This window comes from Pseudomonas sp. S3_E10, from assembly GCF_054667615.1.
On sequence record NZ_CP162743.1, the window covers coordinates 4,620,791 to 4,633,992 of the forward strand.

General features: G+C 62.4%; 13 protein-coding genes. 12 read left to right on the forward strand and 1 reads right to left on the reverse strand.

The features are described from left to right. The 8 genes from AB4N98_RS21215 (at nt 1) to AB4N98_RS21250 (ending at nt 7,572) form a co-directional block, all read left to right on the forward strand. Complete coding sequence (locus AB4N98_RS21215; protein WP_148674701.1) at nt 1-2,604, forward strand: outer membrane usher protein; 2,604 nt, start codon at nt 1-3, stop codon at nt 2,602-2,604. Further along, entirely contained in the window at nt 2,601-3,350 is a 750-nt protein-coding gene (locus tag AB4N98_RS21220) for a fimbria/pilus periplasmic chaperone (protein ID WP_068935614.1), read from the forward strand. The genes AB4N98_RS21215 and AB4N98_RS21220 overlap by 4 nt, the downstream gene beginning before the upstream one ends. A 21-nt stretch (nt 3,351-3,371) precedes the next feature. Further along, the gene (locus AB4N98_RS21225; protein ID WP_017527726.1) at nt 3,372-3,944 is read left to right on the forward strand and encodes a fimbrial protein; all 573 of its coding nucleotides are present in this window, start codon (nt 3,372-3,374) and stop codon (nt 3,942-3,944) included. Nucleotides 3,945-3,954: 10 nt separating this feature from the next. Further along, nucleotides 3,955-4,449 (forward strand): fimbrial protein, encoded by a 495-nt coding sequence (locus AB4N98_RS21230; RefSeq protein WP_068935612.1) that lies wholly within the window; start codon nt 3,955-3,957, stop codon nt 4,447-4,449. A 22-nt stretch (nt 4,450-4,471) separates the two neighbouring features. After that, complete coding sequence (locus tag AB4N98_RS21235) at nt 4,472-4,951, forward strand: fimbrial protein (RefSeq protein ID WP_017527728.1); 480 nt, start codon at nt 4,472-4,474, stop codon at nt 4,949-4,951. An 11-nt stretch (nt 4,952-4,962) separates the two neighbouring features. Beyond that, nucleotides 4,963-5,499 carry a fimbrial protein gene (locus AB4N98_RS21240; RefSeq protein WP_017527729.1) on the forward strand — a complete coding sequence of 179 codons (537 nt, stop codon included), beginning with the start codon at nt 4,963-4,965 and terminating at the stop codon, nt 5,497-5,499. Nucleotides 5,500-5,577: 78 nt separating this feature from the next. After that, the gene (locus AB4N98_RS21245) at nt 5,578-6,537 is read left to right on the forward strand and encodes a fimbrial protein (RefSeq protein WP_068935608.1); all 960 of its coding nucleotides are present in this window, start codon (nt 5,578-5,580) and stop codon (nt 6,535-6,537) included. Between the two features lie 78 nt (nt 6,538-6,615). Next, the gene (locus tag AB4N98_RS21250) at nt 6,616-7,572 is read left to right on the forward strand and encodes a DMT family transporter (protein WP_017527732.1); all 957 of its coding nucleotides are present in this window, start codon (nt 6,616-6,618) and stop codon (nt 7,570-7,572) included. Here the strand turns inward: AB4N98_RS21250 and AB4N98_RS21255 are convergent. Further along, nucleotides 7,569-8,951: a class II fumarate hydratase gene (locus AB4N98_RS21255; RefSeq protein WP_017527733.1), complete on the reverse strand. Its 1,383-nt coding sequence runs from the start codon at nt 8,949-8,951 to the stop codon at nt 7,569-7,571. The two genes, AB4N98_RS21250 and AB4N98_RS21255, sit on opposite strands and share 4 nt — an antisense overlap. 180 nt (nt 8,952-9,131) lie before the next feature. On the opposite strand from AB4N98_RS21255, the gene AB4N98_RS21260 reads away from it, so the two are divergent. The 4 genes from AB4N98_RS21260 to AB4N98_RS21275 all read left to right on the forward strand — a co-directional run bounded on the left by AB4N98_RS21260 (nt 9,132) and on the right by AB4N98_RS21275 (nt 13,129). Next, a complete protein-coding gene (locus AB4N98_RS21260; protein WP_017527734.1) occupies nt 9,132-9,650 on the forward strand; it encodes a DUF2059 domain-containing protein in 519 nt (172 codons plus the stop codon). A gap of 6 nt (nt 9,651-9,656) precedes the next feature. After that, on the forward strand, nt 9,657-9,950 hold the full coding sequence (locus AB4N98_RS21265) for a BolA family protein (protein ID WP_017527735.1): 294 nt from the start codon (nt 9,657-9,659) through the stop codon (nt 9,948-9,950). A 184-nt stretch (nt 9,951-10,134) separates the two neighbouring features. Further along, nucleotides 10,135-12,780 (forward strand): RHS repeat-associated core domain-containing protein, encoded by a 2,646-nt coding sequence (locus tag AB4N98_RS21270; RefSeq protein WP_460063450.1) that lies wholly within the window; start codon nt 10,135-10,137, stop codon nt 12,778-12,780. Next, complete coding sequence (locus AB4N98_RS21275; protein ID WP_460105984.1) at nt 12,764-13,129, forward strand: hypothetical protein; 366 nt, start codon at nt 12,764-12,766, stop codon at nt 13,127-13,129. The genes AB4N98_RS21270 and AB4N98_RS21275 overlap by 17 nt, the downstream gene beginning before the upstream one ends. Nucleotides 13,130-13,202: the final 73 nt, after the last annotated feature.

The window sequence follows — 13,202 nt, forward strand, 5'->3', positions numbered from 1 at the left end:
ATGTTGAATACATTGAAAGTCAGACACACGTTCGCCCCAAGTGTGTTGGGTGGGCTGATGTCGTTGGCCGGAACGGCATTGGGTGCTGGGGATATCGAGTTCAATACTGACGTGCTTGACCTGAGTGATCGCAGCAATATTGATTTGTCCCGGTTTGCGCACAGCGGGTTTATTCTGCCGGGCACTTACTCAATGGTGGTGCAGGTCAATGCCCAGCCTGTTTCAGAACAATCAGTCACGTTCTATCCGCCTGACGATGATCCAAAGGGCAGTCAGGCGTGTTTGTCGCCGGCCTTGGTTGGGCAACTGGGCCTCAAGGCCACGCAGGCCGCCGGCCTTGCGTCGTGGCGCGGTGGCGAATGCCTTGATCTGAAGGGCTTGCCCGGCACGCAGGTCAGTGCCGACCTGGCCACGTCCAGGCTGAACATCAGCCTGCCCCAGGCGTACCTTCAATACAGCGCTATCAATTGGGACCCGCCCTCACGCTGGGATGAAGGCGTGCCGGGGTTGCTGGTTGACTACAACCTGACGGCGCAGTCGATCTTCCAGCGCAACGACGGCCAGCGCAAGAACCTGAGTGGCAACGGAACGGTGGGGGCCAATGCCGGGGCCTGGCGCCTGAGGGCGGATTGGCAGGGGCGTGTCGAAAATGGTCGCGAGTCGGCGGCCGGGCCCCAGAAGCTGGAATGGAGCCGCTATTACGCGTATCGCGCGGTGCCCTCGCTGAGCGCCCGTTTGCTGGTGGGTGAGAACTACCTGTATTCGGACCTGTTTGACAGCTTCCGTTTTACCGGTGCTGCGCTCAACTCGGACGAAAGCCAGTTGCCCCCCAACCTGCGTGGATACGCACCGGAGGTGGTCGGGGTGGCTAAAACCAATGCCAAGGTGATCGTCAGCCAGCAGGGCCGTGTGCTGTATGAAACCCTGGTGGCGGCGGGACCTTTTCGTATCCAGGACCTCAATGACGCAGTGTCGGGCACCCTGGATGTGCGGGTCGAGGAGCAGGACGGTTCGGTCCACACCTTCAAGATCGATACGGCAGGCGTTCCCTACCTGACCCGCCCCGGCCAAGTTCGTTACAAGTTGGCGAGTGGGCGACCGACCCGGCTTCAACACGGCGCCGAGGGTAAGACGTTTGCCACCGGCGAATTCTCCTGGGGCATCAGCAATGGTTGGTCCTTGTTTGGCGGCGGCATCACCGATAGCAACTACCGGGCAATGTCGGTGGGGGCGGGGCGCGACCTGCTGGCGTTCGGCGCCGTCTCGCTGGACGTGACGCAATCGCGCGCCAGGGTCTGGAATGAAAGCCTCTCGGGTAAGTCGTTGCGCCTTCAATACTCGAAGAACTTTGAAGCCTACGACAGTCAGGTGACGTTTGCCGGTTACCGGTTCTCCCAGGAGAACTTCTTGAGCATGAGTGAATACCTGGACGCGCGTTATTACGGCCTCAATGGCGAACGCGGCAGTCGCGATGAGTACGTTGAAGGGCGCGACAGCTGGAAACCGCTTGGTGCCAGCAAGGCCCTTTATACCGTGACGCTCAATAAGCAGTTTCGCGACCTGGGTGCCACCGTCTATGCCAGTTACAACAAACAGACGTATTGGAACCGTTCGGACACCCAGCGCTGGAACCTGGCGGTGTCGCGCTACTTCAACGTGGGCACCATAAAAAACATGAGCCTGTCGCTGAACATGTACCGCAGCGAGGATTACAACTACAAGGGCAACGGCATGTCGCTGATGGTCAGCCTGCCATTGGGGCGCACCGGTACCTTGTCGCTGGATGCCAACAGCGGTTCGGGTAAAAACCCATTGGCGGCGCGCTACAGCGATCGCCTGGATGAACGCAACAGTTACCAGATCGGTGCGAGCAACCAATCGGCCAGTGGTTATCTGAGCCACATGGGAGATGCAGCCGACATTGATCTGAGCGCCAGTACGCAGAAAGGCAGTTACAGCAGCCTCGGCGTGTCGGCGCGTGGCGGTGGCACGCTCACGCCCTACGGTGCGGCCCTGCATCGCACCCAAAGCACCGGCGGTACCCGGTTGATGATCGATACCGCGGGTGTGCCCGATGTGCCAGTGCGCGGTTATGGCTCGCCCACCCGCAGCAACGCGTTCGGCAAGGCGGTCATTGCCGACATCGGCAGCTACCAGCGCACCTCTGCCAGTGTCGATCTGGAGCGCTTGCCAGCCAATGTCGAAGCCACCCAATCGGTGACACAACTGACGCTCACCGAAGGGGCTATCGGCTATCGCTCGTTGGAAGTGATTTCCGGTGAGAAGGCGATGGCGGTACTTCGCCTGCCGGACAGCAGCGCACCGCCCTTCGGCGCGACGGTGAAAAACCTCAGGCAGCAGGACACCGGCATTGTGAATGACGACGGCCATGTCTACCTCAGCGGGATTCAGGCCGGCGAACGGATGATCGTCAGTTGGGGCGGTGCCGAGCGCTGCACCGTCACGCTGCCGACCATTTTGCCCATGGACGGCCTGACCGATGCCCTGAACCTGCGCTGCCAACTGTTGGCCGCTGATCAATCTTCAACCGACCCGGCAGCATTGACCGGGACGCCTATCGATACGGAGAACACATCCTCATGATGCCGAACATGCGCCTCATCACCCTGGCCTTCGCGCTGCTGGGGCCTGGCTTGATTCACAGTGCCAGCGCCGCTGTCGGCCTGGACCGCACCCGCGTAATTTTCGACGGGGGCAAACAGGCCACCAGTGTGAACATCACCAATAACAACACCCAACTACCGTACCTGGCCCAGGGCTGGATCGAGGATGAAGCCGGCCAGAAAATCACCACGCCGTTGATCGTCCTGCCGCCGGTGCAACGCCTGGAGCCCGGCACGCAAAGCCAGGTCAAGGTGCAGGCGTTGCCGGCGGCCAGGTTGCTGCCCCAGGACCGGGAAACGGTGTACTACTTCAACCTGCGGGAGATTCCGCCGCGCAGCGACAAATCCAACACCCTGCAAATTGCCCTGCAGACCCGCATCAAGTTGTTCTACCGGCCGCAGGCGATCGAGCCGAGCCAGCAAGACCTGTCCAACCCTTGGCAGGAAAAGCTCACCCTGACCCGTGCGGGCGATCACTACATCGTCAACAACCCCACGCCTTACTACGTGACCCTGGTGGATGCACGCAGCACCAAGGACGGCAAAACCGTGGCGGGTTTCGAGCCCATGATGGTGGCGCCCAAAGACTCGCTGAAGTTGAAACCCACGGCGACGGCATTGGGGACGGCCCCCTATTTGAGTTATGTGAACGACTACGGCGGACGTCCGTTGCTGGCCTTCACCTGCCGTGGCGAAACGTGCCAGGTAGCGCCGTCCAATGAGTAACGCCAGGGGTTGGAGAACGTCATGAAGTCGAACACCGTGAAAGTCTTCGCCGGCCTGCTGCTGATGCTGATGGGGCGGGCGCACGCCCAGGACGTGGAAGGTATGAATGGACTGCTGAACGTGCTCGGGTCCCTGCATGAGAGCCCATGCAGCCTGGAGATGACCGCCGTCAACCAAACGATTGACCTGGGTGAGGTCTCGACCAGCCAACTGCAACGGCCCGGCGATCAGGCGAACCCGGTGGCCTTTCAATTGCGCTTCGATGATTGCCAGCGAACCGCCGGCAGCCTCCGCAATGAACGTACCGGGAACCTGACATGGAGTGCCTATCAGCCGGTGCTGTCGGTTGCGTTTATCGCACCCGCCGATGCCGATGACCCGCGGCTGGTCAGGGTGCAAGGCATCACCGGGATGGGCCTGCGCCTGACCGATGCGCTGGGGCGGGATGTGCAATTGGGGGCGCGGGGCGAACCGTTGTTCCTGGCTGTGGGCGCCACCACCCAGACCTGGAAGGTTCAACCCACGCGCACCGCCGCACCCTTGACCAGCGGGGCGTTCAGGGCCGTCGTGGATTTCAGGCTCAACTATGAGTGAGGGCAGAACAATGGCTTACACAAACAGGTCGCGCGCCATTCTGGTCGGGGGCGCCTTGCTGTGGGTGGCCTGCCGGATGGCGCAGGCCGATACTAACCTGACCATCCGCGCGGTGATCGTTGCGCCACCACCGTGCGTCATCAACAGCGGCGGTACGCTGAATGTACCGTTTGGAAATGACCTGCTGACGTCACGGATCGATGGGGTCAACTATCGTCGCGAGGTGCCTTATACCGTCACCTGTGATTCCCCCTTCAGTAACGCCTTGACCCTGGAACTCAGGGGCACGGGCGCCGCGTTCGACCGGCGCATGCTCGCGACCCGCAAGGCGGACCTTGGGGTCAAGCTGTTCGTCAATGGCGCCGACTGGCCGTTGAATACCGCCGTGAACTTTACCTACCCCCAGTTCCCCGCGGTGCAGGCGGTGCCCGTCAAGCGTGCGGGCAGCCGACTGACCGGCGGGGCGTTCGATGCGACCGCCACCCTGGTGGTCGATTATCAATGACGGCGATAAAGAGGAACGACCCATGACATTCAGGCAGCAGCGAGCGCTGTTTTTCCTGTGCGCCGTCGGCCTGCATGGCGGCGCATCGGCCAACGTGACATTCAGCGGAACATTGAATGAACCACCGCCCTGCACGATTGAGGGGGGCAACACCATTGAAGTCGATTTTGGCGATGTGGGGGTCAAGCGCGTCGATGGCGTGAAGTACCGCAAGCACGTGGGTTACACCATCACCTGTGGCACCGACACGCTGCCTTGGGTGCTGAAGTTGAGCGTCAACGGCACACCCACGACGTTTGACGGCTCGGCGGTGCAGACCAGCGTGCCGGCGCTGGGGATACGGGTTTTCCAGGACAGCCAGCCGTTTCCACTCAATACCCCCCTGGACATAACCCTGTCGTCACCGCCGACATTGGAAGTGGTGCCCGTCCAACAACCCGGCGCAACCCTGAGCGCCGCCAGCTTCACGGCGGTGGCCACGCTGTTGGCCGAATACCAGTAGGAGTCGAGTCTATGCGACATGAAAGGGTTCAAAAGGGCGCACTGGCGCTGCTGCTCACCTGCGGCCTGGCCCCGCTGGGGCAGGCGGCGGACAACCTGCGTTTCAAGGGCAGTCTGGTGGAAGAAGCCTGCACCCTGCGCCCCGGTGACGAGGCCATCACCTTGGAGCTGTGGGACCTGACCAGCAAGTATCTCTATATCAACACGCGTTCGGTGGGCCGGCGTTTCCAGCTGCACCTGCAAGAGTGCGACACCACCATCAGCGACTCGGTGACCATCACCTTTGGCGGCACGGGAAACCCAGAGCTCCCCGGTCTACTCGCGCTGGACGCCGGCAGTGGTGCCTCGGGTATCGGGGTCGGGCTGGAAACCCTCGGCGACAAGCCGTTGCCCGTCAATAGCGTGAGCGACAGGCAGGTGCTCAGTGATGGCAGCAATGTGATCGAGCTCAAAGCCTATGTGCAGGGCGAGCCGGCGGCCATCCGCGATCAAACCATTGGGCACGGTGCTTACACGGTGACCTCGACTTTTACGTTGGACTACCCCTAGCAGCGTGCCGCCCTCAAGACGCGGGCTGTGAAGGCTCGTTGGGCAGTATCTGGATAGGCAAGAGCAAGAGAGATCAAAATGAAAGGATTTTTGGGAGCCTTCGCGCTTCTCGCCCTGACGGGTGTTGCAACGACCGCGCAAGCCGTTGATTGCCGTGTGAATGGCGGCGCTTGGCAAACGGGTAATCCTAACTTGCAGGTGCCGGTTACGGTTGCTCTGGCCGCCGATCGTACGAGAATCACGCTGGAAGGCGCGCGGCTTGAATGCAGGTTTTCCCCAGGGTCGCAGAGCCCGTCCTGGAGGGCGGACTACTGGGCCACCGGCAATGCGTCAGGGAGCGCCTGGACACCGGGACCGAGGTTCAGCGGTGAACGCACTGGCCTGCGTATCAACGGTGGGTTTTTCAATACGCCCATCCAAAATGGAGTGCGTGCAGCGACGATGCCGGACGACCTGAGAAGCTACCCGATCGATATCACGCCCTATATTTTGATGCGTAACTACCCGTCCAATCCGTTCGATGTGCGCATCGGCGACAACCTGGGGTTGTTGCGCCTTACCAGTTCGAACAACTACGACGGCAGCCGAGCGCAGCTCAGCGTCACCTATATCGCCGCGAATAACTTTACCGTCTCCCCCTCCAGCTGCACGATCAACAATAACAACCCGATCGAGATCAACTTCGGCACGGTGCACCAGCGCGCAATCGGCACTGACCCGTTGACCTCATCGATCGTCAGCAACCGCAGGCTCACTTACTCATGCCCGGATGGCGGCATTACCACGCCGATCACCATTACCTACAAAGGCACCCGAACAGGGTTCGACACGCGCCTGCTGATGATGAGCAATCCGGATGTGGGTACGGCCATGGTGCATGCCGGCACGGCGGTACCGGTAAATGGCTCGTTCCTCACCCGTATCACCAACAGCGTGGGCGGCGACGATGTGACGTTTTCGCTGGTACGGCGCAATGGCTCCTTCCCGGCGGCCGGGCCCATCAACGGCAGCGGTGTATTGGTGATGGGCGTGCCCTGACACACAATCATCGATACCCAAAGCACAGCGCATCACCCTAGAATGCCGGCTCCTCCACCTCCGGTTTTTGGGGCACTCATGCACATTTCTTCAGGCCGCTGGGTCTACGGTTTTTTCCTGACCCTGTTGACCGCGCTGCTCTGGGGCATTCTGCCGGTCAAACTCAAGCAGGTGTTGCAGGCAATGGACCCGATCACCGTGACCTGGTTTCGCCTGACGGTTGCCGGTGGTTGCCTGTTTGTCTACCTCGCGGCCACTCGACGTTTGCCGAGCCGCAAAGTGCTGGGGCCCAGGGGCGGTTGGCTGGTGGCGATGGCCGTGTGCGGCCTGGTGGGCAACTACGTGTTGTACCTGGTGGGCCTTAAAACCCTCAGCGCCGGCACCGCGCAGTTGGTGATCCAGATGGGGCCGATCTTTCTGATGGTCGCCAGCGTATTCGTGTTCAACGAGCGTTTCAGCCTGGGGCAGATGATCGGGCTGGTGGTACTGATCATCGGTTTTGGCCTGTTCTTCAATCAGCGCCTGGTCGAACTCTTGACCTCCTTCGGCGCCTACACCGCCGGCGTGCTCACAGTATTGCTCGCCACCTCTCTGTGGGTGTTCTACGCCCTGGGCCAGAAGCAATTGCTGACGGTATGGAACTCGCTGCAAGTGATGATGGTGATCTACCTGAGCTGCGCCTTGCTGCTCACGCCCTGGGCGCATCCGCTGGAGGCCCTGCAACTGAGCCCGCTGCAAGGCTGGCTGCTGCTGGCGTGCTGCCTGAACACCCTGGTGGCCTACGGTGCGTTTGCTGAAGCGCTGGCCCATTGGGAGGCGTCGCGGGTGAGTGCGACCCTGGCCCTCACGCCGCTGGTGACCTTTGTGGCGGTGGCCTTGGCGGCCTGGTTGTGGCCGGACTACGTGCAGGCCGAAGAGATCAATGCCTTGGGCTATTTCGGCGCATTCGTGGTGGTGCTCGGCTCGGCGGCCGTGGCGTTGGCGCCCTCGCTGCTCGCCGGGCTCAAGGCCCGACGGCTGCGTGTGACGGCTTAGCTGCCGAGCATGTCTTCGGGGCGTACCCACTGATCGAATTCTTGGTCAGTGAGGTAGCCCAGCGACAGCGCCGCTTCCCTTAGCGTCAACCCTTCGGCGTAGGCTTTCTTGGCGATTTGCGCCGCCTTGTCATAGCCGATATGCGGGTTGAGCGCCGTTACCAGCATCAGCCCACGCTCCAGATGCGCGGCCATTTGCTCGGCGTCTGGCTCAAGGCCGGCGATGCAATGTTCCTGGAAGTTATTGCAGCCATCGGCCAGCAGGCGGATCGACTCCAGCAGGTTGTGGATGATCACCGGCTTGTACACGTTCAACTGCAAGTGGCCTTGGCTGGCGGCCATGCCGATGGTCACATCGTTGCCCATGACCTGACAGGCCAGCATCGACAGCGCTTCGCACTGAGTGGGGTTGACCTTGCCCGGCATGATCGAACTGCCCGGCTCGTTGGCCGGCAGCTTCACCTCTGCCAGGCCGGCACGCGGGCCGGAGCCCAGCAGGCGCAGGTCGTTGGCGATTTTCATCAGGGCCACGGCCAGGGTTTTCAGCGCGCCATGCAAGGTCACCAACGGCTCGTGGCCGGAGAGGGCAGCGAATTTGTTCGGTGCGGTCACAAACGGCAGGCCGGAGAGGGCGGCCAGTTCAGAAGCAATCGCCTCGCCGAAGCCATGGGGCGCATTGAGGCCCGTGCCCACTGCGGTGCCGCCCTGGGCCAGTTCACACACGGCGGGCAGGGCGCTGCGAATGGCGCGTTCGGCGTAATCGAGTTGGGCGATGAACGCCGACAGTTCCTGGCCGAAGGTAATCGGTGTCGCATCCATCATGTGGGTGCGCCCGGTCTTCACCAGCTTCATGTGCCGCGCCGCCAGTTCCGCCAAACCGCCGGACAGCGTGGCGATCGCCGGTAGCAAGCGTTGATGCACGGCCTGCACGGCCGCGATGCTCATGGCCGTGGGGAAGCAGTCATTGGAGCTCTGGGAGCGGTTCACATGGTCGTTGGGGTGCACCGGGCTCTTGCCGCCCCGTTCGTTGCCCGCCAACTCATTGGCACGGCCGGCGATCACTTCGTTGGCGTTCATGTTGCTTTGGGTACCGCTGCCGGTCTGCCACACCACCAGCGGGAACTGGTCGTCGTGCTGGCCGTCGAGCACTTCATCGGCGGCCTGCTCGATCAAGCGGGCGATGTCGGCGGGCAGGTCGCCATTGCGGTCGTTGACCCGGGCGGCGGCCTTCTTGACCAGGGCCAGCGCGTGCAGCACCGCCAGGGGCATGCGTTGCTCGCCGATGGCGAAATTCACCAGCGAACGTTGGGTCTGGGCGCCCCAGTAAGCAGCCTCCGGGACTTCCACTTCTCCCAGGCTGTCGGTTTCAATTCGGCTCATCGGGCACACTCCTTCAGGTTCGTTTGCGCAGTTTAGGCCGTGATCGGCCAGGTGGGTTCCCTAAAAGACGTTTCATCGGCCAATCCATGCCGGATAAGGCCCGGGGTTGAGCCGCGAGGTTTTTTAGGCGCAGAATGGGCGCCCTTGGGGTCTTACCTCGCCAGCTAGAAAGGAAACTCGATGACTCGTCTTCGTGCCATCTGTACCGCGGTTGCTCTGGTGTGCGCCAGCGGCCAGGTTTTTGCCGATACCGCCAGCCACAACGCCAGTGCCGAAGCCTTCCTGACCCTGGCCCATGCCGACAAGCTGGGTACCCCGGTGTACATGCAAGTGCAGCAAATGTTCGCCCAGCGCTTCGAACAGACCAAGGCGCCCGCCGCCAAGCAGTCCGTACTCGACAGCTACCAGGCCAAGGCCAACGCCGCGCTGGACCAGGCCATTGGCTGGCCCAAGCTGAAGCCGGACATGGTCAAGCTCTACACCACCAACTTCAGTGAATCCGAGCTCAAGGACCTGGTTGCGTTCTACCAGTCGCCACTGGGCAAGAAAGTCCTGGAAAAAATGCCGCAACTGACCCAGCAATCGGCCCAGATGACCCAGGCCAAGCTGGAAAGCGCCGTGCCGGTGGTCAACAAGCTGTTGGAAGACATGACCAACGAACTGTCGCCCAAAGCCGCCGCACCGGCCAAGAAGAAGTAAGCAGCGATGACTATGCAACAGCGTATCGAAACGGCCCTCGCCGCCCTGGGCCCGCAACACTTGAGCGTGCTGGATGAAAGCCACATGCACAGCCGGGGGTTGCAGACCCACTTCAAGGCCGTGCTGGTCAGCCAGCAGTTCGAGGGGCTCAACCGGGTCAAGCGCCACCAGAAGGTCTACGCCACCCTGGGCGACCTGATGGGCGAGTTCCATGCGCTGGCGCTGCACACCTACACGCCCGAGGAGTGGGCCACAATCGACGCGGCTCCGGCCTCGCCGACCTGCGCCGGCGGGCATTGAGACCGTGTGCGGGGTTTGCACCGATGCTTATCGGCCAAGCCCCGCAACACGCGGTCCCCTAGAACACTGACGCCTGTATTCGCTTTGCGCATCCGGATACACAAAACGCTCCACTACTACCGCTTTTCAGCGCGCCCCCAGCAATAGCCTTCGTGATCATTTAACAACCGATGATCACAACCCCATGTCCCATGCCCTGCATCAATTCACCCCTTCGCTGACGGCGTACGATCCTCGCGGCTTGACTGTGCGTAACGTCGACTACTATCGCGCGACAGCCTCCGACCCTCCTCAGCCGCACATTTGCCGGCAGGTGCATGACAGCGCCGGTTCGATGGTTGAGCAGTGGGACCCGCGGCTGTTCCAATTGCAACGTTCGCAGCCTGCCACGCTCGCCAATCAACGCACGGTCTACAGTCTTGGCGGCCTAGCCTTGCGCACCGACAGTGTGGACGCGGGCCTGCGGTTAATGCTGCCCGGGGAGGCAGGGCAGGTGCTCGACATCTGGAGCGGCGGCGGTGCACACCAGGCCTATCGCTATGACCCGTACCTGCGGGCCGTGGCGGTGTTCGAACAAGCCTCCGGTGACGCGCAACCTCACTGTGTCGAGCGACTTGAATATGGCGCCTATTCGGTGGCAGAGGCGGCACTCAATCGGTGTGGCCGGGTCATTCGTCATGATGACGGCGGCGGCAGCGTGTTCCATGAGCGTTATGGCGTACACGGGGAGGTCGCGCTGCAGACCCGGCGTTTTCGGCAGTGGGATGCAGTGTTGGATTGGCCGCAGCCCGAGGCGCAACGAGAGGCACGCCTGGAGCTCGAACGTTTCGCCACGACCGCCGGGTTCAACGCGCTCGGTGAGCGCTTGTATCACACCGATGCCAAGGGGCACCGCGTTGAATACGCCTATGGGGTGGACGGTCAAACGACGGGCGTTTTCCTGGTGCTCAAGGGCAGCGTGCGCCAGTGCCTGTCGGATCAATACCGTTACAACGCCGCAGGGCAGTTGCTCCACCAACGGGCTGGAAACGGCGTCGTGCGCACCTTGCACTATCACCCGTGTGATGGTCGCTGCCGACAGATGATCGCCCATTTACCGGGGGCTGCGGCGCAACGGTTGCAAGACGTGCAATACGACTATGACCCCGTCGGCAATATCGTGCGGATCGACGATCGTGAACAACTGACGCACTGGTCGCGCAACACCCGGGTTGATGCGCTCAGCACCTATGAGTACGACACACTGTCGCGACTGACCAAGGCCAGCGGACGGGAAACCGCCGGCAACAGCGGTGGCCCTGCGTTACCGGGTTGGGTGGCGTTCGGCTCCACCGACGACAGTGTCTGGCGTCGTTACACCCAACACTTTCGCTATGACCCGGCCGGCAATCTGCTTCAACTGCGCCATGTGCCGAGCAGCGGGGTGGGCTACACCCGCAACATGACGATAGCTGCGCACAGCAATCATCTTTTGCCCCGGATCGATGGTGCGGCTGCGCCGGGACTGGGGCAGGGTTATGACCGCTGCGGCAATCTTCAGGCCCTGGAGGGTATTCGCGGGATGGGGTGGAATGCGCGCGGCCAATTGACCCACCTGATTCAGGTAGCGCGCGCGGGTGATGACGATGACGAGGAACGTTATGAGTACGATGCCGCAGGGCAACGAATACGCAAACGTCGGTCGTTCAAGGCTCGCGGCCGCCTGCATACGGCCGAGGTGCGATACCTGCCGGGGCTGGAAATCCGCCATGACAGTGCCACCGACGAACAGTTGAACGTGCTCAACCTGGCTGTCGGCACGACGACCGTGCGGGTGTTGCAATGGGATCGGCATCCCGGCGGGGTTGCTCAGCCGGCGCAGATTCGTTTCGGGCTGTCGGACCACTTGGGCAGCAGCACGCTGGAGTTGGATGAGCAGGCGCAACGCATCAGCCACGAGAGCTACTACCCTTATGGCGGCACCGCGTGGTGGGCAGCCAGGAATGCCAGCGAGGCGGATTACACATTCATTCGTTATTCGGGTAAGGAACGCGATGCCAGCGGGCTGTATTACTACGGTTTCAGGTACTACGCGCCGTGGCTATGCCGCTGGATCAGCCCGGACCCGGCCGGCGATATCGATGGGTTGAACCTGTATGCCATGGTCGGCGGTAATCCCGTCACCCACGGGGATGAACAGGGGGTTGGCGCCCTCAATACCCACGGCAGTTTCCCGGCCCAGGCGACTGCGCACAATTTCCTGGACACGCACTGCCGCGCACATTGGTCGAATCCTGAGGCCGCGGATCCAAGCGGCCGGTTCGGCGGCGATTCGCGATGGGTTGTCGACGTATCTGGCCAACGCCATCGCGGCGGGGGTCGATGTGGCGATCTTTGGCAGCACTGCGCCGACAGCGGCAGGCAACCAGGCGTTGCGCTATACCGTCGCGGCGCTGGATGCACTGGCTGTCGTGCACATGAGTACCGGGCTCGCCGGTCGGTGGACGCGCTATGCGCCACTGGTCGGGCTGATAGCGGGCGGTGTGGCGGGAGGAGGGTACGCCGGGCATGCCGAGTCGCTGCATCCGTCCGCAGAGGAGGGTTGGGACCCTGTAGCGCGCCTGCGCTTGGCTGGGCATGTGCGCTCGTTCGCCAGGGAACTGGTGCAACAGATTATTCGCGGGCACGGCAGCGGTTTCTCTTGGGGCGCGACGCCCCTGCGCGCCAGGCTCACAAGAACCGCCGGCGCGACGGCGGCCTATGCGGTCGCGACCGTTGGCAACGCGTTTTTCGGCGCGGACGTGCCGGTGCCCCTCGTGCCGAATGTCACCCCCATGGTCGAGGCCTATGACGGGGCCATGGGCACGTTGATTCGTGCCGGCCATGCAACCGCCGTCGCTGATACGCATGGTGAGACCCTGCAGCTTCCGGACCCGACGGCGATGATGCACGGCGGCCTGAGCCGGATGTTCAATCAAACATGGGCGTACTGGGTCTCGACAGGCATAGAGGCATTGGCCGTGCGCCTGACCGGCTCGTCCATGGCCGGGCAAAGTGCATTGGCGCGTACCGCTGTGACGGCCGCGCGCGGCCTGACTTCAGCGCTCACCGAATGGCGCGGGTTCGCGGTACAGGCGGCCAGGGAAGGGTATTCGAACCTGGCGTCGAGATGGTCGCGAAGCCGGGTTGCGCGGCACTGATGCCCACTTACAACACCGCCCAAAGCCGCCCTTGTGCCCATCCGCCATGTCTTCGCTTTGCGCACCTTTGGAT

Coding starts and splice junctions, on each gene's coding strand:
- AB4N98_RS21215 (WP_148674701.1), top strand. CDS start 1: ATGTTGAATACATTGAAAGTCAGACACACGTTCGCCCCAAGTGTGTTG.
- AB4N98_RS21220 (WP_068935614.1), top strand. CDS start 2,601: ATGATGCCGAACATGCGCCTCATCACCCTGGCCTTCGCGCTGCTGGGG.
- AB4N98_RS21225 (WP_017527726.1), top strand. CDS start 3,372: ATGAAGTCGAACACCGTGAAAGTCTTCGCCGGCCTGCTGCTGATGCTG.
- AB4N98_RS21230 (WP_068935612.1), top strand. CDS start 3,955: ATGGCTTACACAAACAGGTCGCGCGCCATTCTGGTCGGGGGCGCCTTG.
- AB4N98_RS21235 (WP_017527728.1), top strand. CDS start 4,472: ATGACATTCAGGCAGCAGCGAGCGCTGTTTTTCCTGTGCGCCGTCGGC.
- AB4N98_RS21240 (WP_017527729.1), top strand. CDS start 4,963: ATGCGACATGAAAGGGTTCAAAAGGGCGCACTGGCGCTGCTGCTCACC.
- AB4N98_RS21245 (WP_068935608.1), top strand. CDS start 5,578: ATGAAAGGATTTTTGGGAGCCTTCGCGCTTCTCGCCCTGACGGGTGTT.
- AB4N98_RS21250 (WP_017527732.1), top strand. CDS start 6,616: ATGCACATTTCTTCAGGCCGCTGGGTCTACGGTTTTTTCCTGACCCTG.
- AB4N98_RS21255 (WP_017527733.1), bottom strand. CDS start 8,951: ATGAGCCGAATTGAAACCGACAGCCTGGGAGAAGTGGAAGTCCCGGAG.
- AB4N98_RS21260 (WP_017527734.1), top strand. CDS start 9,132: ATGACTCGTCTTCGTGCCATCTGTACCGCGGTTGCTCTGGTGTGCGCC.
- AB4N98_RS21265 (WP_017527735.1), top strand. CDS start 9,657: ATGACTATGCAACAGCGTATCGAAACGGCCCTCGCCGCCCTGGGCCCG.
- AB4N98_RS21270 (WP_460063450.1), top strand. CDS start 10,135: ATGTCCCATGCCCTGCATCAATTCACCCCTTCGCTGACGGCGTACGAT.
- AB4N98_RS21275 (WP_460105984.1), top strand. CDS start 12,764: ATGGTCGAGGCCTATGACGGGGCCATGGGCACGTTGATTCGTGCCGGC.